The sequence below is a fragment of the Kitasatospora sp. NPDC048298 genome (assembly GCF_043201465.1).
Classification (GTDB): Bacteria; Actinomycetota; Actinomycetes; order Streptomycetales; family Streptomycetaceae; genus Kitasatospora.
On the sequence record NZ_JBICYZ010000068.1, the window covers coordinates 16319 to 35416 of the forward strand.

At 72.4% G+C, this 19098-nt stretch carries 20 protein-coding genes and 1 pseudogene; 7 read left to right on the top strand and 14 right to left on the bottom strand.

Features of this window, described 5'->3' with window-relative positions; all coding sequences use genetic code 11:
- The first annotated feature begins 76 nt into the window (after window positions 1-76).
- The 3 genes from ACGF0D_RS35160 to ACGF0D_RS35170 are packed head-to-tail and all read left to right on the top strand — an operon-like array spanning window position 77 to window position 2487.
- Window positions 77-1315, top strand: a complete 1239-nt coding sequence (locus ACGF0D_RS35160) for a helix-turn-helix domain-containing protein (RefSeq protein ID WP_392923224.1) — start codon at window positions 77-79, stop codon at window positions 1313-1315.
- Window positions 1316-1361: 46 nt separating this feature from the next.
- Entirely contained in the window at window positions 1362-2342 is a 981-nt protein-coding gene (locus ACGF0D_RS35165; RefSeq protein ID WP_392923226.1) for a hypothetical protein, read from the top strand.
- Window positions 2272-2487 (top strand): hypothetical protein, encoded by a 216-nt coding sequence (locus ACGF0D_RS35170; protein WP_392923229.1) that lies wholly within the window; start codon window positions 2272-2274, stop codon window positions 2485-2487. Before ACGF0D_RS35165 ends, ACGF0D_RS35170 begins: the two co-directional genes overlap by 71 nt.
- Here ACGF0D_RS35170 and ACGF0D_RS35175 read toward each other — a convergent pair.
- Window positions 2411-3895, bottom strand: a pseudogene (locus ACGF0D_RS35175) (ATP-binding cassette domain-containing protein); the annotation flags it as partial. The gene ACGF0D_RS35170 and the pseudogene ACGF0D_RS35175 sit on opposite strands and share 77 nt — an antisense overlap.
- Before the next feature lie 575 nt (window positions 3896-4470).
- On the opposite strand from ACGF0D_RS35175, the gene ACGF0D_RS35180 reads away from it, so the two are divergent.
- On the top strand, window positions 4471-5019 hold the full coding sequence (locus ACGF0D_RS35180; RefSeq protein WP_392923231.1) for an NUDIX hydrolase: 549 nt from the start codon (window positions 4471-4473) through the stop codon (window positions 5017-5019).
- 102 nt (window positions 5020-5121) lie between these two features.
- Here the strand turns inward: ACGF0D_RS35180 and ACGF0D_RS35185 are convergent, their stop codons facing one another.
- The 13 genes from ACGF0D_RS35185 to ACGF0D_RS35245 form a co-directional block, all read right to left on the bottom strand.
- Window positions 5122-5757 (bottom strand): disulfide bond formation protein DsbA, encoded by a 636-nt coding sequence (locus tag ACGF0D_RS35185; protein ID WP_392923233.1) that lies wholly within the window; start codon window positions 5755-5757, stop codon window positions 5122-5124.
- 54 nt (window positions 5758-5811) lie between these two features.
- Complete coding sequence (locus tag ACGF0D_RS35190) at window positions 5812-6474, bottom strand: PolC-type DNA polymerase III (RefSeq protein WP_392923236.1); 663 nt, start codon at window positions 6472-6474, stop codon at window positions 5812-5814.
- Window positions 6475-6571: 97 nt separating this feature from the next.
- Window positions 6572-7537: a phosphoribosylaminoimidazolesuccinocarboxamide synthase gene (locus tag ACGF0D_RS35195; protein ID WP_392923238.1), complete on the bottom strand. Its 966-nt coding sequence runs from the start codon at window positions 7535-7537 to the stop codon at window positions 6572-6574.
- A 32-nt stretch (window positions 7538-7569) separates the two neighbouring features.
- The gene (locus ACGF0D_RS35200) at window positions 7570-8277 is read right to left on the bottom strand and encodes an HAD family hydrolase (protein ID WP_392923240.1); all 708 of its coding nucleotides are present in this window, start codon (window positions 8275-8277) and stop codon (window positions 7570-7572) included.
- Window positions 8274-9047, bottom strand: coding sequence for a dTMP kinase (locus tag ACGF0D_RS35205; protein WP_392923243.1), 774 nt, complete (start codon window positions 9045-9047; stop codon window positions 8274-8276). The genes ACGF0D_RS35200 and ACGF0D_RS35205 overlap by 4 nt, the downstream gene beginning before the upstream one ends.
- Window positions 9048-9117: 70 nt before the next feature.
- Window positions 9118-10230: a DegT/DnrJ/EryC1/StrS family aminotransferase gene (locus ACGF0D_RS35210; protein ID WP_392923246.1), complete on the bottom strand. Its 1113-nt coding sequence runs from the start codon at window positions 10228-10230 to the stop codon at window positions 9118-9120.
- On the bottom strand, window positions 10227-11291 hold the full coding sequence (locus ACGF0D_RS35215; protein ID WP_392923248.1) for a radical SAM protein: 1065 nt from the start codon (window positions 11289-11291) through the stop codon (window positions 10227-10229). Before ACGF0D_RS35215 ends, ACGF0D_RS35210 begins: the two co-directional genes overlap by 4 nt.
- A complete protein-coding gene (locus ACGF0D_RS35220) occupies window positions 11281-12003 on the bottom strand; it encodes a thymidylate kinase (RefSeq protein WP_392923251.1) in 723 nt (240 codons plus the stop codon). Before ACGF0D_RS35220 ends, ACGF0D_RS35215 begins: the two co-directional genes overlap by 11 nt.
- Window positions 12000-12818, bottom strand: a complete 819-nt coding sequence (locus tag ACGF0D_RS35225; protein ID WP_392923253.1) for a class I SAM-dependent methyltransferase — start codon at window positions 12816-12818, stop codon at window positions 12000-12002. Before ACGF0D_RS35225 ends, ACGF0D_RS35220 begins: the two co-directional genes overlap by 4 nt.
- Window positions 12815-13339 carry a phosphoribosyltransferase gene (locus ACGF0D_RS35230; RefSeq protein WP_392923256.1) on the bottom strand — a complete coding sequence of 175 codons (525 nt, stop codon included), beginning with the start codon at window positions 13337-13339 and terminating at the stop codon, window positions 12815-12817. The genes ACGF0D_RS35225 and ACGF0D_RS35230 overlap by 4 nt, the downstream gene beginning before the upstream one ends.
- Window positions 13340-13376: 37 nt before the next feature.
- Window positions 13377-13991 (bottom strand): GTP cyclohydrolase I, encoded by a 615-nt coding sequence (gene folE, locus ACGF0D_RS35235; protein ID WP_392923259.1) that lies wholly within the window; start codon window positions 13989-13991, stop codon window positions 13377-13379.
- Window positions 13992-14037: 46 nt separating this feature from the next.
- Entirely contained in the window at window positions 14038-14757 is a 720-nt protein-coding gene (locus ACGF0D_RS35240; protein ID WP_392923262.1) for a 7-carboxy-7-deazaguanine synthase QueE, read from the bottom strand.
- Entirely contained in the window at window positions 14754-15143 is a 390-nt protein-coding gene (locus ACGF0D_RS35245) for a 6-pyruvoyl tetrahydropterin synthase family protein (protein WP_392923265.1), read from the bottom strand. Before ACGF0D_RS35245 ends, ACGF0D_RS35240 begins: the two co-directional genes overlap by 4 nt.
- 301 nt (window positions 15144-15444) lie before the next feature.
- Here ACGF0D_RS35245 and ACGF0D_RS35250 point away from each other — a divergent pair, with 301 nt between their 5' ends.
- From ACGF0D_RS35250 to ACGF0D_RS35260, 3 genes are all read left to right on the top strand, one after another.
- Window positions 15445-16626 (top strand): helix-turn-helix domain-containing protein, encoded by a 1182-nt coding sequence (locus tag ACGF0D_RS35250; RefSeq protein WP_392923268.1) that lies wholly within the window; start codon window positions 15445-15447, stop codon window positions 16624-16626.
- A gap of 291 nt (window positions 16627-16917) precedes the next feature.
- Window positions 16918-17466: a hypothetical protein gene (locus tag ACGF0D_RS35255; protein WP_392923271.1), complete on the top strand. Its 549-nt coding sequence runs from the start codon at window positions 16918-16920 to the stop codon at window positions 17464-17466.
- A gap of 440 nt (window positions 17467-17906) precedes the next feature.
- Window positions 17907-19097, top strand: coding sequence for an XRE family transcriptional regulator (locus tag ACGF0D_RS35260; protein ID WP_392923274.1), 1191 nt, complete (start codon window positions 17907-17909; stop codon window positions 19095-19097).
- The last annotated feature ends 1 nt before the right edge of the window (window position 19098 follow it).

Below are 19098 nucleotides of genomic sequence, written 5' to 3' on the forward strand. Positions count from 1 at the left end.
GGCGCAAGGCCGACCCGTCGTGACGTTTTCGACGAGGTAGTTGCAGTGAACAGTTCCCCACGTTTTGCTGTACCTCATGGCAGCCGACACCGACATGCCCGCCAGGCTGAGGCACCGGCGCGAGCTCGCGGGGCTCAGCGTCGAGGAGTTCGCCGAACAGATCGGCGTCACCACCCGAGCCGTGCGGTACTGGGAAGCCGGGGTACGGGAGATCGGCGACCGCTACTTCGGCCGGGTGCTCGCCGCGCTGCGCTGCGATGCCCAGGCCATCGGGCAGGGGCACCGCGGAGAGGAGACCCTGCGCGACCTGCGTCGTACCGCATCGCTCAGCGCCGAGCAGGTCGCGACGCACCTGAGGAAGTACCGCACGACCGCCCACATGAAGATCACGGCGGACAAGATCCGGGCGCTGGAACAGGGCGGCCACGTCCGTGGCAGGGAATGGCGATCGACACCAGAGTGCGCCACGATCGCCAAAGCCCTCGCTGCCCTGTACCGGGTTCCCCGGCGGCTGCTGATCGACGCATGGCGCAGGACGAACACGAGCGTCGCCACTCCGGGCATCGCGCCGCCGTCGAAGCGGGCTCCGGACCCTCGGATCCAGGAGACGTGGGACTCCCTGAACGACCGCCAGCGGCTGTACCTTCGGGAACTGTTCCATGAGGACCAGGAGCAGGAGCAGGAGCAGGAACAGGTACAGCGGCGCCTCGACGGCTCGTCGTACACCCCGGCGCCGCAGTGGCGCAGGTTCCTGTTCTGCCTGCACGCGCCCGCTCGGGCCGTCGGGTACACACCTGTCCAGGAGCGTCTGCGCGCGGCCGGTGTTCACGATCCCGGAGCCGGAGCCTCGCTGAGCGCACTGGAGCGGCGCGGCCTGATCGTGCGCCACCAGGACACCGTGTACGTCCTATCGATCGGCGAGGTGAGGCGGACCCGCGTCGAGCTGACCCGTGCCGGTCGGTCGGCGGCCCGCTCCGGCCTCGGGATCGAACGCCTCGCCACTCCCGCAGGCATGCTGTCGCAGTGGCTGTGGCGCCTCCTGGTCCGCGTCATCGTTCAGGCGCCCATCTCCGACGGAGACGTGCCGGGCCGCGGAACCCATCACCTCGCGGTCGGGCACTCCGTCCGCAAAGGGGTGCCGGCGCGGGGCTTCATCGAACACCGGCAGCCGTACGGTGCCGAGGGCGGACCGCACTACTGGTATCCGACCCGCTCGGGGCTCGACCACGCCGCTGACCACCTCGCCGCCTACCAGCAGCTGTACCCGGGAGTCAACACCGAAGGGCTCGAAGCTCACCTGAACGGTCCGATGTAGCCGAATACCGGGAACTGTTCACCCGAGCACCCCTAAAGTCCGCCCCGTGGAAGACGCGCCAACAGAACCGTCCGGGGCACGGGACAACGCCACCATCCTTCTCGACGTCGTCAAGGCGTTCGAAGTCTGCTCCAATGCCGCGACGCACCCCGGCCTGAAACCGGCCGAGAGGGTCGATCGGCTCATGCACGCGCACGGCTCCCTGATGGCGGCATTCGGCCCTGGGCACCGGATCACCTTCAACGATCTCCTGGAGCGCCTCAGCGGTGAGCTGGCCGGCGACCTTGAAGGTCTGATCCCCGCCTGGCTCGACCCGACGGATCTGGACGGTGTCAGGCTCCTTGACCCCGAGGGTGTCCTGACCGCCGGCGGCTTCGACTTCCGCCACGAGGCCGAACTCGTCCGCCGAAAGGCGTCGAAGCTCAGCAGGAGCCCCGAAGGCGTCACCGCGCAGGACCTCGACGCGGAGTACAGCCAGGAATCCGTCTTCAGGTCCATCAAGGGTGAGTTCTACCAACGCCACCGAACCACACTGATCAACCATCCCGTCGTCCCCGCCGACGGCCTGTCCGACCTTCTCCTTCCGATGCAGGCCAACCGGTTCTACCAGCCGGTCGAGCAGTACGCGCAGCACCACGGCTGGTTCTTCCCGTGCACGGCCTGCCGATGGCCGATGAAGGTCACGGTCACCGGCAGCGGCCGACGGGCCCGCGGCACGGCGCGATGCCTGTACCCGTGGCACGCCGACACCGGCGCGGTCTACGTCTTCACTCCGACCACCGGCAGCGAGCCGCCCACTCTGCACCCCGCCTTCGAATGCCGCCGGCCCTCCCCCCGCTACGCCCGCTTGTGGACTGGAACACGTCCGGACCTTCCAGAGCCCCAACGGGCCTCCGACCATCTCACTGCACCGCGCCGTGTGGCGGTACACCACCGTCGCGGGACTGCCGGAGCTGATGCTCCATCAAGCCCTCGAAGAAGAGCTGACGGCCACCGACTGCACCGCCGCACTCTGGCCGTTCGATGATGCGTTCGACCACGCCCTGATCGGCCCCTCCCGCGAGGTCCTGTTCAGCGCGGACTTCAAGGACTACACAGCATGTCGGCGGCTCCGGACGCCTCGCAGGCCGCCAGGACGGCGGCGTCGCTGGTGTCGCCCTGCCCGAAGGTGATGTTGTCGCGGAGGGTCAGCGGCAGGTACGTGTACCGCTGCGGGGCCAGGGCGACGTGCTTCCAGGCCTCCCAGGGCTCCATCTGGGCGGTGGTGGTGTGGTCCCAGGCCACCTCGCCGGAGGTGGGCAGCAGCAGGCCGCAGATCAGCCGGGACAGCGTGGACTTCCCCGATCCATTCTCCCCGACCAGCGCCACGATCTCCCCGCGCCGTACCCGCAGCGACACCCCGCTGAGGCTGTCCCGGTCGGCGCCGTCATAGCGGTAGGTGACATCGCGGACCTCGAACCGCTCCGGTGCCGCGGACAGCGTCCTCGCACCGCGCGAGCCGGCCATGGCCTGGCCGTGGGCGTTGTCGAGGAAGTTCTGCCAGTCCTGCACGTACCAGCCGGTGCGTACGAGGCGGGCGCCGCCGTTGATGATGCCGCGGACGGATCCGGTCGCGGTCTGAAGGGCGAAGACCGCGCCGCCGCCGGCCGCCAGGTCCATGCGCCCGGAGGCCAGGAGCCAGAGCAGTGCGGCCCACACCGCAGCCGAGGCGATACCGCCGGCGGCCGCGCCCGCCAGGCCCATCCACGCGCCGGTGTTCGCGGCCTTGCGTTCCGCGGCGTTGACCGAGGCGGCGAGCCGCCGGTACCGGCCGAGAAGGAAGGGGCCAGCCAGGCAGGCGCGCATCTCCTCGCTGGATTCCATGTAGGCCATGTGCCAGCGCAGTTTGTGCAGCATCCGGCGCCGACCGGAGGTTTCCAGGCCCGCCAGGTACACCACGCGGGCGGCCCGCACGTACGCGACGGCCTGCGGCAGACACGCCAGGAGCAGCAGAGGGAGGAGGAGCGGGTGGATCACGGTGAGGACGGTGGCTCCGGCCGCGAGGGTCGCGGTGGCGGCCAGCACGTTCTGTGCCTCCTCGACGAGGTCGGGGGTGACCTGGGCGCCGCGGTCGGCGATGTCGTAGAAGTCGTTGTAGCCGGGCTCGTTGTTCGCGGCGAGCTCGGCGCCGAGCGCCGCCTCGATCATGGTGAGCTCCGCGGCCCGGGCCAGCACCGGCCTCAGTCGCCCGGTCAGCCACGTCACCGTGATGCCCAGCAGCGCGCGAAGGCCGGTCGCCGTCGCGATGACGGCCAGCTGCGGAGCCGCCTCCCACAGCCGGTCGGAGAGGTCGCCGGAGGCGATCAGCGCGGTCAACGTCCTGGTGACCGCCAGCAGGCCCAGGGCCGCGAGCACGCCGGTGCCGACCTGGCAGGCGAGCAGGCCGGCCGTCGCGACCCGGTCCACCCGCCAGGCCATCTTCAACGACCGCAGCACCAGCGCGGGCAGGCGCCGCGCCATCGTGACGGTCGTCATCTGCGCACCGGCCTGGAGCCGGGAGGTGTCCCGGTAGAGGAACTCCTCCTCCTGCGGCGCGCTCACAGCGTCCTTCGCAAGACTCGCCTCCGATGTGTCCTCACCCTGCTGCGCGGATGTGCTGCCCGTGCTCAAGCTGCCCCCCGATCTGTCGGTCACGGCTGGTCCGTGAGGCTCAACGAGCCGACTGGAATATCGAACTGGTGTGTTTCAGACGCTCCGGATTTCCCGAGATAGAGCGGGTGACGGATTTGGAAGGTGCATGAACCCGTCCGGCACAACGGGTCTACCGAGTCGCGGAGTTGGCCGAATCGCCGAGGATCGCTCCAGCGGGCTCAGCGAACGGGGCGCGGCCTTGGGGCGCGGATGCGGGAGTTCACCGAGCAGGCCGTCGGGCACGGCGTGGCCAGCGTGGAAGGGGAGGTGGCGGGTAGATCCGGTTGGCTGGTGGTGCTGAGCGGCGCGCGGGGAACGATGGCAGAGTCAGGAGCACGTTGGGACACGTTCGGGCGTGCCCGGCTTGTAGAGTGCGACTCTTGTAGGCCGCGCTTCGCTGGAGCTGATTGTGCGCATGTTAGCTGCCCGTGTCCGAGCAGTTGGTCGATGGGGTTTCCGCTCCCAGGGCGGATCGGAGGTGAGCCGTGGCGATCAGTGACGCGACCATCGCGCAGACGCTGTCGGCGTACCTCGGGCGGTTCCCGGACGAGGCCGCAGCCCTGGCCGAGCCGTTGCGGCTCCTCGGCGTGGGCGCGGGGTTCGCGTCCCGGCGTGCCTTCCCGATGCACGTGACGGTCGGAGCCCTCCTGGTCCGCGGTCCCGACGTCCTGCTCATCGACCACCTCGCCTACGGGATCACGCTGCAGCCGGGTGGCCACCTCGAGCCGACCGACACCACACTGCTCGGGGCGGCGCTGCGCGAGCTGACGGAGGAGACCGGTCTCGACCAGCGCTTGATCGCGCCGCTTTCCCCGGCGCCGGTCTACATCGAGTACGGCTTGGTGCCGGCGCGGCCCGCGAAGGACGAGCCGGAGCACTACCACCTGGACATCGGGTACGCCTTCTCCACCGAGCGCGCTGAGATCGGGCTCATCCAGGAGACGGAGGTGACCGGCGCGGCGTGGTATCCGGTGGACCTGGCGGTGAGCGTGGTCGGGGAGCGCGTCGCTCGGGCGTTCGGCGTCACCGCGTAGGTCTTCAGGGACGGGCGTGACGCTTCGGTCCCTGGCACCACACCCCGATGGCGTCCCCCTCCCCCCCGTGCCGAGGCGGCGTGGGCTTCGGAGCGGCCTCGATCACTCGAAGACCGGCTTGGAGTCCCGGGTCCGCTTGAGTTCGAAGAAGCCGTCCGTCTCGGCGACCAGGGCCAGGCCGTCCCAGAGCTTCCCGGCGGCCTCCCCGCAGGGGGCCTGGCGCAGCACGGGACCGAACAGGACGGTGCCGGCGATGCGCAGGACGGGGGTGCCGACGTCGAGTCCGACCTCGTCGAAGGCCTCGTGGTGGGAGTCGATGATGCGCTGGTCGTAGCGGGTGCTCGTGATGGCCAAGGCCAGGGCGGCAGGCAGGTTCGTCTCGGCGAGCGCCTCGGGGATGACGGTGGGATCTTCGCGGCGGCACTGGTTGTGCAGGCGGGTGCCGATGGCGGTGTACAGCGGGCCGAGGATCTGGGGGCCGGCGTGCTCGGCGGCGGCGGCGCACACCCGCACCGAGCCCCAGGCACTCTCCATCAGCGCCCGGTAGTTGTCGCTGAGGCCCTGGCCCTCCCGCTGGATGAGGTTGAGGTAGGCCAGCGACATGATCCGCCAGTCGGCGCGGACCGGGCGGACCTTCTCGACTTCCAGGAGCCAGCGGGAGGTGACCCACGCCCACGGGCACAGCGGGTCGAACCAGAAGGGCACCTCGGTGCGGGGCAGTTCGTCGTCGCGGAGCATCGGGCGGGCACCGTCCTTGTCTCGGGTCGGTCGTACGGGTGGCGTGACGGCTGGTCAGGTGTCGAACAGTCCGGCCTGGACCGGCTGGTTGGCCTTGGCGGTGCGTCCGGCGGTCTTGAACAGGGCCGCGAGGCTGTCCAGGCGCGGGTCGCGGTCGGCGGCGGCGATGAGGTGGAGGAAGAGTTTCGCGGTGACGTCGACGTCGTCGGGTGCCCGGTGGCGGTTGGGCGGCTGGGGGATGCCGTAGTGGGCCAGGAGGGTGTCGAGCTTGTAGTTGGGCAGGCCGGGGATGAGGTGCTTGGCCAGCGGGATGGTGTCGATGAGGTTGGTGCGGGCCAGCGCGGGACAGTGCTGGGCCTGATGGTGGATGACGTTCGCCTCGGTGGCGGCATGCTGGGCCACCAGCAGGTAGGGGGTGCCGGAAGTGAGGCGGCGGTCGAGCGCGCCGAGGGCCTGGTCCGGGGTGGGGGCGTGGGCGAGCTGTTCGGCACTCAGGCCGGTCTGGGCGGTGTCGGCGGGCGTGACCGGTGCGAACGCGGGCGGGCGGATCAGGGAGGTGCTGCGGCCCCTCTCCTGCCAAGTGCCGTCGTGCAGGCGCAAGGCCAGGGCTGCGACCTCGATGGGCTGGGCCGGGTGGCCGGCGGGGGTGGTCGTCTCGAAGTCGACCACGACGAACGTCGTCGCCCGGAAGTCCGGGTCGCCGGTTAGGCCGCCCATGTGTCCACCACTTCCTCGAGTTCTTCGGCTGCTGTGTGCCGGGCGCGCGGCCGCGCCGGAACGAGCATGCCCGCGCGGTTGCCGTTCCAGTGCCCGTTCACTCTTCGGCGAGGGCGCGTACCGCCCGGGTCGCGGCCTCCAGGCTGGGCGCGATCCAGTGGCGCTCGCCCGTCCACCTCTCGCACAGCGCCCGGTACAGGTCCGTCATCACGGGGACGAACGCGGGCGGCAGCGAGGTGGGCAGGGGCCATTGGTGGCGGGGGACGCCGTCGGCGATCAGCCGGCCGACCGGGACTTCGTTGCCGGAGGCCACGTACCAGTCGCGCAGGATCTGCTTGCCGCAGTGCACGCCGTCGAACATGAGGCGGCTCTCGTCCGGGGTGCCAGGGCTGTCGGCGAGCAGTAGTTCCTGATCGTTCGTCACCAGGAACTCGGTCTTGCCGTCGCAGTGGTCGATCCCGACGGCGGCCGCGTGCTCGCTCAGGACGGTGTTGACCGCGGTGGTGGTCTGACGCAGGGCTCGGAAGAGGCGATCATCGAGGCCGGAGAGGCGTTGGGCGTCGGCGGGGGTCAGGAAGCGGTTGACGGGCTCGCGGGTGGTGGCGTACTCGATGGTCGGCTGCGGGAGGCGCTCGCCGACGGCGGGGGCCGCGTCGAGGCCGAGGTCGGCCGGGCTCAGCTCGCCGCAGGCCAGACGGCGGTGGACGGAGCTGCCGGGCGGGAGTTCGTTGCGGAAGAGCACCTGCAGCGGCAGGAGGTAGTTGCCCGACCGGGGGGTGGGCGGGTGGTCGAGCGTCTCCGGGAGCCGGGCGAGGGTGAACTCGATCCGGTTCGGGGCGCTCTGGCGCAGGAAGTGGGTGTGCACGCCGGCTGCTTCCAGCAGCTCGAAGTTGAAGACGGCCATCCGGCAGGCCGCTTCGCCCTTGCCGGGTATCGCGTCCGGCATCGGACCGTAGTGGAACACGCTGTAGTGGTCGGTGTACTCGAACTCGCCGACGCCCTCGCGGGTGGCGGTGGGCGGGCGCAGGACGGTGGTCCGCTTGGTCGAGTGCAGAACGGGCACGGCGCTCCTCGGGTCGGACGGTACGGGCGCCGTCATCGGATCGGGTCGTGGGTCGGGCACGGCCCCGTGGCGGCGGAGGTCTGGGGTGTTGCCTGGGCGCTGCTCGCCGGGGCCAGGTGGGCGCCGGCCATGGTGAGCACCCGCATGCCCGCCGCCCGGGCGGCCACGATGCCGTCGGGCGCGTCGTCGACGGCCAGGCAGTGCCCCGATGTGATGCCGAGGCGGCGGGCGGCGGTGAGGAACAGCTCCGGGTCCGGTTTGCCGCGGGCGGCGTCCTCGCGCGCGATGACGGCCGCGAACTCGCCGCGCAGGCCCAGCACGTCGAGCCCCGGCTCCACGAGCTGCCGGCTGGCACCGGAGGCCACGGCGCACGGCAGGCCGGCCGCCCGCGCCCGCCTCAGGAGCTCCACGGTGCACGCGACGGGCTTGATCGTGTGCACCTCGGCCAGGAGGTGGGCGCGGCTGCGGGCGACGACCTCGTCGTGGGGCAGCGCCCGGCCCCCGGGCAGCGCCGCCAGCAGGTCGTGGATGGACAGCCCGACGTGCCGGGCGTACCAGGCGGCGTCGAGGGCGACTCTGTAGGGCTGCAGGGCGGCGCGCAGCGCGTCCTCGTGTCCTTGCCGGGTGTCGGCGAGGGTGCCGTCGAAGTCGAGGATCAGCGCGCCGGTGCCCTTGTCGAGCGCGGGAACGCAGTCGTACCGGCCCGGGCAGGACGGCGGCTTCCGGCTGCCCGTGCTCATGCCGCTTCCGCGACTACGGCGGGCCGGTGGCAGCACAGGCACGCGGCGCCGGGGCCCTGCCAGGGCTCGGGCAGGCAGCCCAGGCCGTCGCCGGCGCCGCGGATCCAGGTGCGGATCCGGTCGGCGGCCTCGTACTCGTCGACGTGGCGGCGGTCCACGACCCGGTAGCGGACAGGGTCGGTGGCGGCGAGCCGTTCGAAGAGCGCGGACGCCTCGCTCATGAACCGGGCCTGCTCGTCGGTGAAGACGCACTGGTCGCGCTGCTGGGCGCGCTTGAGCGCTTCGGCGGGGTCGTCGGTGACGAGGATGGTGAGGTCGGGCAGCGGGCGCCAGGAGGAGGCGAGGTCCAGCAGGTCCGTCGCGGTGCGCAGGGCGGCGTCCGGGGCGCCGGGGTGCAGGAGCAGGGCCTGGCACACGGCGGTGGTGTCGACGCTGCGGCCCTCGACGACGGCCCGGCCACGGGCCAGGTCGGGCAGGACGGTGTCGAGGTCGTGCCGCTTGATCGCCATCAGGAGCAGGGCCTCGGCCATCGGGGTGCCGCCGCGCAGGAACGGGTCGCCGGTGCTGGCCTGGCGCAGCGCCTGCAGCAGCGCTTCGCCCAGGCCGGGGCGGCCGCCGGCGCGCTGGGAGAACTCGTCCAGCAACACCGGCTTGTCGTCGAGGGTCTCGACGGCGCGGTTGGTGAGGTAGGTCTTGCCGACGCCGTTGAGGCCCTCGGCGGAGATCAGCGGGCCGCGGCGGCAGCGCCTTCGGTGCGATGTGGTGGTCATGCTGCGGTGTCCCATCGGGAGGGCGGGCCGCCGCGGCGGGTGCGGCGGCGGCCCGGGCTTGGGAGTGCGGTCAGCCGCTCCACTCGGCGCTGGTGTGGGTGATGGCGGCGGCGTACCGGTCGAGGACTGCTTCGTCGTCGCGGTCGGTGAGGACGACGGCCAGGGTGCGCTCCAGGATCTGGGCGGCGCCGCGGCACGGCGGCAGCGTGCCGCCAGCGAACATGGGGCGCGTGTCGCACGGGATCAGGTGGAAGGTGCCGGTGGAGTTCGGAACTCCGCGCTGGGCGAGGTGCTCGGCGAACGCGCGCGGGCGTGCCAAGCCGATCGACAGGAGCGGGGAGTAGTGGTTCCACGTCTCGTCGGTGGCCGGGCGGATCGGGGTGAGACCGGGGGCGCCGGCCAGGGCGCGCAGCAGGTAGGTGTTCTGGGCGCGGCGGCGCTCCAGCAGGGCCGGGAGGCGGCGGAGGTTGGCGTGGGCGAGTGCGGCGAGAGGCTCGGCCAGGCGGGCGTTGACGGCGAGCTGCTGCTGGGGCCGGTCTCCGGGCGGCGGCGTGAGCCAGTGCCCGCGAAAGGCCCGGGCCCGGGCGGCGAGGTGGGCGTCGCCGGTCACAACGAAGCCGCCCTCCCCGCTCCAGAGGATCTTGCCGTCCTTCATGCTGAAGCACCCGGCAGCACCGGACGTGCCGGCCGCGATGCCGGCGCGCGAGGTCCCGGCGGCCTGGGCGGCGTCCTCCACCACGGCCAGGCCGTGGCGGGAGGAGAAGGCGGCCAGGGCCGCCGGGTCGCCCATCCGCCCCCACAGGTGCACCGGGACGATCGCCCTGGTGCGGGCCGTGACCTTGGCGGCGGCGTCGGCGTAGTCGACATCGAGCGTGGCGGGGTCGCTGTCGACGAACACGGGGATGGCACCGAGCTGGACGACGGGCGCGGCCGTCATGACGACGGTGAGCGCCGGCAGCAGCACCTCGTCGCCCGGCCGGATGCCGGCCGCGAACAGCGCGGCGTGCAATGCCGCCGTGCCGGAGTTCACTGCGACCGCGTACCGACCGTCGAACACGCCGCTCAGGTCGCGCTCGAACGCGTCAGCGCACGCGGCTCGGGCCGGGTCGGGCATGCCAGCCAGCGTCTCCAGCACCCCGGCGCCGAAGGCACCGGCCGCGGGCAGCGGGGGCAGGGCGCTCATGCTCCCACCCGGCCCAGGAAGCGGGGCATGCCGAGCACGAGCGGTGTCATGTTGACGCAGTCCCGGGAGAAGTGGGAGCAGTCCGTGCACGCCGGACGGCCGTCGAACAGCGTCCGGGCGTCGGCGCCGACGATGTTGCGCCGCGCCGCGGGCGGCGTCGCGGCGATCCGCCGGTCGGAGGGACAGTCCCACACCGTGCCGTCGGGCTGGACGAAGAACAGCTGCGCCCCGCCGAAGCACTGTTCGACGCGGCCGCTTTCCTGGGTGGCGATCGAGTCGAGGAACTGCCGGGCGTAGGCGGTCCCGGGCAGGGCCAGGCCGCCTGGGTCGCGCTGGAGGCGCAGCAGTTCCTCCTCCACCGCGGGGACGTCGGCGCCGGTGTGGCAGCGCTCGGCGAAGAGCTTGTGGTCGGGGGGCAGGGAGATGGGCTGCGGGACGTAGTAGTCGACGCCGATCTCGGCGGCGAGGCGGGCGACGGCGGTGATCTCCTGCGGGCGTTCGCGGATGACGACGGTGTAGATGCCGACACGGGGGCCCGGCCTGTCGGCCCGCTCGACCAGGAGGGTACGGATGCCGGCCAGGACCTCGCGGTGGCCGGCGCGGCCGGAGCGGGAGGGCCGCAGGTGGTCGTTGACGGCGGCGTCCGCGCTGTCGAGGGACACCGAGACGCCGTCGACGCCGAGTTCGACGAGCCTGCGGGCGATGCCGGGCCGGGTGAGGGGCACGCCGTTGGTGGCGATGACGACCTCGCACCCGGCGTCCTTGATCGTCTTGATCACGCTGAGGGTGGGCAGCCAGTCCAGCGGCTCGCCGCCGGCGAGGACAACCCGCTCGACGGGCGAGTCGGCCAGGGTGCGCGCGAACGCCTCCAGCTCGGCGCGGGCGAGGTCGCGTACGGGGATGTGGGAGAGCAGGCCCACATCCTTGGGCGGGGCCGCCTTGTCGTCCGCGAGCTCGCCGAAGTAGCAGTGCGGGCAGCCGAAACTGCACGGGGAGCGCAGGGCCCACAGCAGGGTGATGTCGCGCTTCCGCGGCGGCCGGGTCCGGGTGTCAGGCCACACGGGCGGCCTCCCGGCCGGCTTCGGCGGCGCGGACGGCGTCCTCGACGGCCTGCGCGGTCTCCTCGGGGCTGTGCCCGCTGACGTCGAGCACCGTGTACCGGGCGGGTACGGCGGCGGCGAGCTGCCGGTAGAGCCGGCCGGTGTGCTCGATCACGGCCTGGGCGTCGGGCGGGACGGCGCGGCCGATGCGCTCGGAGAAGCGGGCAGTGCACACGTCGCCGTCGCCGACCAGCAGGACGGTGGCGTCGGGCATGGGCCGCCACCGGCGGGCGGTGGCCAGGATCCGTTCGGCGATCGCCAGGGCGGGCGTGGCCGGGTGCTCGGCGTGCAGGATCGCCGCCTGGCACACGGCGACGCTGTCCACGCCACGGTCCTCCAGGACGATCTCCACGCCGTCAGGCCGGGCGGCGGCGAGACGCTCGGACTCGCGGAACTTCAGCGCGAGCAGCGCCAGCGTCTCGGCGACCGGGTGCCCGGTGCGCAGGCACACGTCGCCGGTCGCGGCGAGGGCGGCGATGACCTGGCCGGGCAGGGAGTCGGCCCGCTGGTCGGTCAGCTCCTCCAGGCGCAGGCACCGCGGGCCGAGCGCCGCGGCCACCGCGCGCACCGCGGTGGTCTTCCCGACCCCGTTGACGCCCTCGACGCTCACCCACAGCGGCCGCCCCGCGCCGCCGGGGGCGCGGCGGGGCCGGGGAACGGCAGTGGTGCTCACGCCGGCCTCCGGCACACGAACAGCAGCTCCGTCGCCCGGTCGGGAGCGGCGACGGACGACACCGTGTCCAGCAGCGCCTTCGGCACCCGGGCGGCCAGGTGGCGGTACCAGTCGACCGCGCCGGGGCCGAAGCGCTCTTCGAGCTCGGCGGCGATCTCCTGCGGGGTGGGCGGCAGCAGCCCCATCACGTCCTCGACGACCAGGCCGGCGTCCGCGATGGCGCGCTCGGCCTCCTCACGCGACCACTCGTAGACGTGCACCCGGTACTGCAGCGGGCGCGGCGGCGGCCCGAACGCCTGCGGCGTGGACAGGTACAGCACGCCGCCGCCGGCGAGCGCGGCGCCGGTGGCGGCCAGGCTCCTGACGCCGAGTTCGTAGGGCAGGTGCTCCAGCGCCGAGGTGTAGATCGCGACGTCGAACGGCGGCAGGTCCGGCCAGGGCTCGGAGACATCGCACTGCACGAACTCGACGGGGAACGGGCTGCCGTAGTACCCGCGCAGGGCCTCCAGCCGGGTGCGGGCCTCGGCGAGGTTGTCCGGGCTGATGTCGAGGCCGACGTAGCGGGCGGTCTTCGGGGCGTAGCGGTGCAGCAGCGGCAGGGCCAGGCCGCGCCCGCAGCACACGTCCAGGATGTTGGCGCCCTGCGGACAGCCCTCGGCGGCGATCAGGTGCTGCATCAGGTTCATCAACCCCGACGCCTTCGCCTCGCCCACGGCGAGCGCGCTGTAGAAGTCGTCCATCTGGTTGGTGCTGTACGGGCCGATCATCGGGGTGCCGGGCCGGGTGAGGTGCTGCTCGGTCAGCTCGGGGGTCATGCGGTTCCCTCCCAGGGGAAGACGATCCAGGTGTCGTAGAGGGCGGCGATGTGGTCGATGGCGTCCTCGGGCGGGGCGTCCTGCTCCCAGTTGGCCCGGTTCACGGCGAGGACCGCGGTGCGCACGCGGGCGGCGCCGAGGTCGCGGAGCATGTCCGCGGTGTGGGCGAGGGTGACGCCGGTGCCGGCGATGTCGTCGACGAGGAGCACGTCCAGGCCCCTCAGGTCGCCGAGCGAGGCGGGGTTGCGGACCTCCGGCAGCGGGTTCTTACCGGCGTTGACGCCGTCGCCCACGGTGCGGACGACCTCGATGCTCCGAACGTCGCGGGCCTTGAGGTGGTGGGCGAGCCAGACGGCCGGGACCATGCCCCCGCGCATGATGCCGACCACGGCCTGCGGCAGACCTCCGGCCGTCACCCGCTCGGCGAGGACCTGCGCGGCGGAGCCGATGTCGTCCCAGGTCAGGTGAAGGGGGGCGGGCGGGGCGGCGTGGTGCGCGGGCGCCGTCGGTGGGGTGGCCATCGGATACTCCTCCTTGGTCGGTGGGCGGGTCGGCCTCTCAGGCCGCGCGGTACCGGGTGGCGATGGTGAGGAACTGCTGGGCGAGAACGGGGTCGGTCTCGAAGCGCCCCCGGGCGTGCAGGGTCGTGGTGCGGGCGTCCTCCATCCGCACGCCCCGCATGCTCATGCACAGGTGCTGGCCCTCGACGTGCACGGCGATGTCCTGGCTGCCGACCGTCGCGACGAGGTGGTCGGCGACCTGCCCGGTGAAGCGCTCCTGGACCTGGAACCGGCCGGCGACGTGCTGCGCGATCCGGCCGAACTTCGACAGGCCGAGCACCTCCTCGCCCGGCAGGTAGGCGGCGGCGACCTTCAGGTTCATCGGCAGCAGGTGGTGCTCGCACAGCGACCAGACGCTGACACCGTCGACGAGGACCATCTGGCCGACGAGCCGCGGCTCGGGGAAGCACACCGCGTCCGCGGGCCCGGGCGACAGGAAGGAGGACAACCAGGTGGCGACCCGCTTCGGGGTGCCGGCCAGGCCTTCGCGGGTGGGGTCTTCGCCGAGCGCGTCCAGGAGTTCGGCCACCAGCGACTCGACGCGGGCGGTGTCGACGCGGGGCAGGGCCGCTTCGAGGGCGGCCGGGCGGGTGGCGAGGTCGGTACTCGTCATGGTGCGTCCTCTTCTCGGAAAGGTGGTGGTGCCTGGGGCGGGCGGCTCAGCGGCCGCTGGCGTCCTCGAACGCGAGGGTGTGCAGGCGGGTGGTCAAGTTCCAGCGGCGCGCGGCAACCTGGTCGGCGATGGCGCGGGTCGTCGCGATGACGGCCTCCGCGGTGGTGCCCTCCGGCATCACCCACACCGGGGCGAGCCGGTGCTCCTCGACGAGGTCGGCGATCCGCCCGAGGTCGTCGGGCCCGGTGGCGACGAACTTGAACGCCGCCCGCCCGCTGGCGGCGAAGACGGCCAGCGCCTCCGGGACGATGCTGCGGCCCTCGTCCGCGCCGAAACTCCCCAGCTTCGGGGAGACGTTGAACCGGACGCCGTCCACCAGCAGCCCGGGGTCCGGCGTGATGGTGCCGTTGGTCTCGAACTCGATCACCCGGCCGGCCGCGAGCAACTCGCGCACCAGGGGCAGCAGTCGCCGCTGCTGGATCAGCGGCTCGCCGCCGGTGATCACGACCAGCTCGACCGGCGAGGACAGCGCCCACCGCGCCAGCTCCGCCACCGTCTCCCACGCGGACACCTCGGCGGGGTTGAACCGGCTCCAATCCCACGTCTGCTTGGTGTCGCACTGCGCGCAGGTCAGATTGCACCGCGAAAGGCGGATGAACAGGGCCGGCTGACCGCAGCTGGGACCCTCGCCCTGGAACGTGGGCAACTCGACGCCGAACCGCTCGGCCACCAGCACCCCGCCATCGCCCCGGGTCCGCCCGCTCACGGGGCGGCCACCTCGAACCGGGCCCAGCTGCTCCCGGTCTCGCTGACCCGGATGGCGGCCAAGCGCCCCGTGATGCCGGGCTGGACGTGCTCGATGAACCAGCCGGCCAGGTACTGGGCGAGCAGCTCGGAGGTGGGCTCGACCGGCAGGACCTCGTGGAGGTTGCGGTGGTCCAGCTGGCTCTCCAGGAAGTTCTTGAAAGGCCGCAGGTCGGCGAAGTCGGTGACGAAGCCCGGCTGGACGAGTTCGTCCGCGGCCAGCTCGACCTCGACGGTGTAGCTGTGCCCGTGCTGCCGGGAGCACTGGTGCCCGGGCGGAAGCCCCGTCAGCCGGTGGCCGGCCTCGAAGGTGAACGACTTGCCGATGCGGAACTCACCGGCCGGCATCTGGACAGCGGGCAGAGCGGTGACGGTGGACAGGGCAATCTCCTCGGGGCGGGCGGCATTCGGCCGCGGGGAAACAGCGCTCGGGAAGGGCGGACCGCTTGAGCCGCGAGGGTTCGCGCGGGCCCCGGTCCGGTCGACCGAGCAGCCTTCGGCAGATCGGTCGCGGGTTCGGTACTCGATCTGGCCGAGCACTATCTGACACCCGATCAGGTGCATCGGGCAGGGCAAGTTGGGTGGGCAAGTTACGGGTGCCGGGTAGGCTCATTGCCCTTCGCAGACGTCCAGTTGAGGGGGCAGGGCGATGGAGAACACGGCTTTGCAGCAGGCCAGGGAGGCCAGGGGTTGGACGCAGGAGAAGGTGGCCGTCCTCGTACAGGCCTGGTGCCGAGAAGAGGGGCTGGATCCGGGGAGCTTTGACGCCGCCACCGTCAGCCGCCTTGAATGCGGTCGCATCAGGTGGCCGCGGGACGAGGTGCGGCGGGCGCTGCGGGCGGTCTTCGAGGTCGAGACCGACGCGGAGCTCGGTCTCGACGGCACACGCCGGCCGCGAACCAAGACCCGCGAGGTGAGTCCGACGAACCGCCGAACCTTCCTGTCGCTCGGCGCAGCGGCCGCCATGCCCGATCTCTGGTCGGTCCCGAGCCGGCTCGGAACCGACGACGTGCACCGTCTCGACTGCCACACCGCCGCGCTGGAGGAGTGGGACCGCCGATCCGGCGGCCGCGCGCCCCGGCACTTCGCGGGCCTGGAGCTGCGGCGGGCGGTCGACCTCGGCTCGGCCTCGATGACGCCGTCCGTCCGTACCGCCTGGAGCGGCGCGGTGGCGCGGCTGGCCGGCCTGTACGCCTGGACCACGTTCGACGCGGGGGAGGCCGGGGCCGTTCTCGCCTTCGACCTGGCCCTCGAAGCGGCCAGGGAGGCAGGTGGCGACGGGACGTACTGCCACATTGCGACCAACGCCGCCCGGCAAGCCGTCCATGACGGTGCCGCCGAGCGGGCGCTGGCGCTCACTGCGTCTGTCGCCGGCCCGCACCCGCCCACCGTCCTGGCGATGATCTCCGCCGTCGCCGCGCAGGCATTCGCGCTCCGGGGCGACGTCCGCGGCGTGATGCGCTCCGTCGCCGCCGCCGAGTCCCACGCGTCCCGCGCCGACGGGGCTGGAACGCAGGAGGGCTGGATGCAAACCCTGACCCCTGCCAAGCTGCAGTCCGACCTCGGCTTCGCCCTGTACCGGCTGTCGGCGACCACCGGCCATGTGGCGTCCGGCCTCGTATCCCACCTACGGCGCACGGCAGGCGTTTGCGAAGCGTCGCAGCCGAGAGCGAAAGCGATGGGTGCGGCGCGCCTGGCCACCGTGCTGTTCCGGCAGAGCGAGGTGGACGAGGCCCGCCACCATGCCGCGATCGCCTTCGGTCTCGCCTCCAAGGTGGGGTCGGCCCGGCTCGACTCCGCCGTTGCCGAGATGCGTGCCGCAGCCGTGTAGGGCGGTGCGGCGAGCGGGTCGATGCGCCACTGCGCGTTGTTGGGCATCGGTCCTCTCCGTCGTGGGTTGGCAGCTGGTGCGCCCGACCTGGGCGCCGTGGTGCGGGAGGCGATCAGAGGCGACAGTGCAGCACGGTGCCGTACGGCAGGTGACCAGCTTGGTCCTGCAGGCTCGCCGGCCAGCGCAAGTCGCATCGGGACTCCTCGTACACGGCGGGAGGGGATTCCCCTTCCGCAGAGCTGATCTCGCCCAGGCGTCGGCGAGCGCATCGTGCGGAGGACCCAGCACACCGTGGCCGAAGTGGTCCGTGTCGTCGATCGGGGTTTCGCTCGCGCGGGCGATGAGCGCCGCCAGGTGCACCAGGTGCGGTTCGGGCGCACAGCCGTTGTGGACGGCCGTGGCCAGGGCGCGTCGCAGCGTGACCTGCTCCTCCACGCTGGCGGCCTGCGCGATGACCAGAGCGGCATCCAGACCGTCCCGCCCCACCAGGGCGAAGCTCGGCCACCCACCGCAGTCGACGATCTGCAGGAGTTCACCCACGCCGTAGCGGACCTCTGCGAGGTGTACCTCGGCAGCGCCGAACGTGGGTCGGCGGGCGGCCAGCTCGTCCGCGCGCAGTACTGCCTGTGCCAGGCGTACCAGCTGGTCCCGCAGTGCGAAGCCGGCCGCCAGGTCGGGCAGGTCCGTCTCACCGGACACGGCTTCCACAGCGCTCGGGCGAGGCTGCGACGGCGTGCACGCAGCCATCTCCGAACGCACGCGTACGGCAGGGGCGGAGCTGTACCGCGGCAGGCGGCTGCCGAGCCGGTGCAGCAGCCCCGTCATCGGGCGGCGCCGTGACGGCATCAGGGCACCGCCGGGCGATGCAGAGCTGGCGGGATTCATGCCTTCCCCCTTCGGGACGCCGAGCCGCAACCAGCGGCAGAGCTGTTCGGGTCCGGAAAGAATCGCTGCGCCGCACGAGCTCGGCAACCAAACGGAGTTGAGCCGAAGCCGCCTTTCCAGGCGGCGAGTTGGGCCGTTCTCGTGGATCGGCCCAACTCGTGCCGGGTATCCGGGCCTTTTCGGCCTGGGTGCCCGCGGAACCCGGGACTCGAGCCCTCGTCTGACCGCACAATGGCGACATGACGAGCGGTCACGGACGGGCGTGCGCAGCCAGATTGCGCAGGAGCCCCGAGGTACTCGAAGCCGGCCTTCCCGCGCTGGTGTCGGCGCTGCAGGAATGCTGCGGGATCAGCCGGTTGCGATCCCACCGGCAGGCTCGGGGCTGGAGCCGGCCGGTGGTCGTCGCCCGGCTCGTAGAGCTCGCCGAACAGCGAGGCGAGCCGCGCTTCAGGGGAACCCGGGAGCTGCTGCGCACCTGGGAGGACCTCGGCGCCAAACCCCGCGAGCGGGCTCTCCGACTGCTGTGCGTGCTCTACGAAGCCTCGCCCGCAGACCTCGGGCTGGCATCGTCCGCACCCATCCCCGCACCGCCGCCGCAAGAGCTCCAGCCGCCGGACCCGGTGCACGAACACGCTGAGCGGACTCGCCGAGCGATCAACCGGACCCTCGCCGCGAGCACGGTCAGCCCGGGGGGACTGGATCTGCTGGACGAGCGCCTCGACGACGTCCGCCGCCTCTACGTCACCGCTGCACCTGAGCAGATGATCCACCACCTGCTCGCCGACCTGGACGACATCCAGGTCCTGGCCGCCGAACGGCAGCCCGCCGCAGCGCAGGCCCGCCTGTCCGAGCTCACCGCGATCGTCTCCACCCTGGTGGCCGACGCCTGGATGAAACTCGGTCGGCTGCCCGGGGCGCAGCGCTGGTACGGCACCGCCCGGCTGGCCGCCGACGACGCGGGCAACTCCGAGTTGCGAGCCCGCGTCCGCGTGCAGGCCGCAATGCTCCCCTACTACTACGGGCCCCTGCTGGCCGCCGCGAACCTCGCCCGTGAGGCCCGCCTGCTCAGCCGCGGCCGCCCCGGACCCACCGCGGTGTTCGCGGTCGCTGCCGAAGCTCGCTCCCTCGCCAGACTCGGCGATCGCGACGGCGCGCAGGCCGCCATCCGCATGGCGAAGGACTTCTTCGAACACTGCCAAGCCGACCAGGACCAGGACGACGCCTGGGCTTTCCCTGAGCGGCGCCTGTGGCTCTACCTCTCCGGGGCGCACACTGCCCTTGGCGAAACCAGCCAGGCCCGTCAAGCCCAGCAGCAGGCGCTGGCGCTCTACCCAGAGGGCCACACCGGCATCGACCCGGCCCTGCTGCGCCTGGAGGAGGCGATGTGCCTGGTCATCGACCACAGTCCAACGGAGGCCCTGCAGCTGACCGTCCACACGTACGACCGGGTACCCGGGCCGCACCGCACCGCGATCCTTGGAGCCCGGGCCCGGGACGTCATCGCGATACTACCCACCCCGCTCCGGTCGGGCCGCCCGGCCCGCCAGATCGCGGAGATGTTCGCCCTGCCCGCCGGGCAGGAGTGAC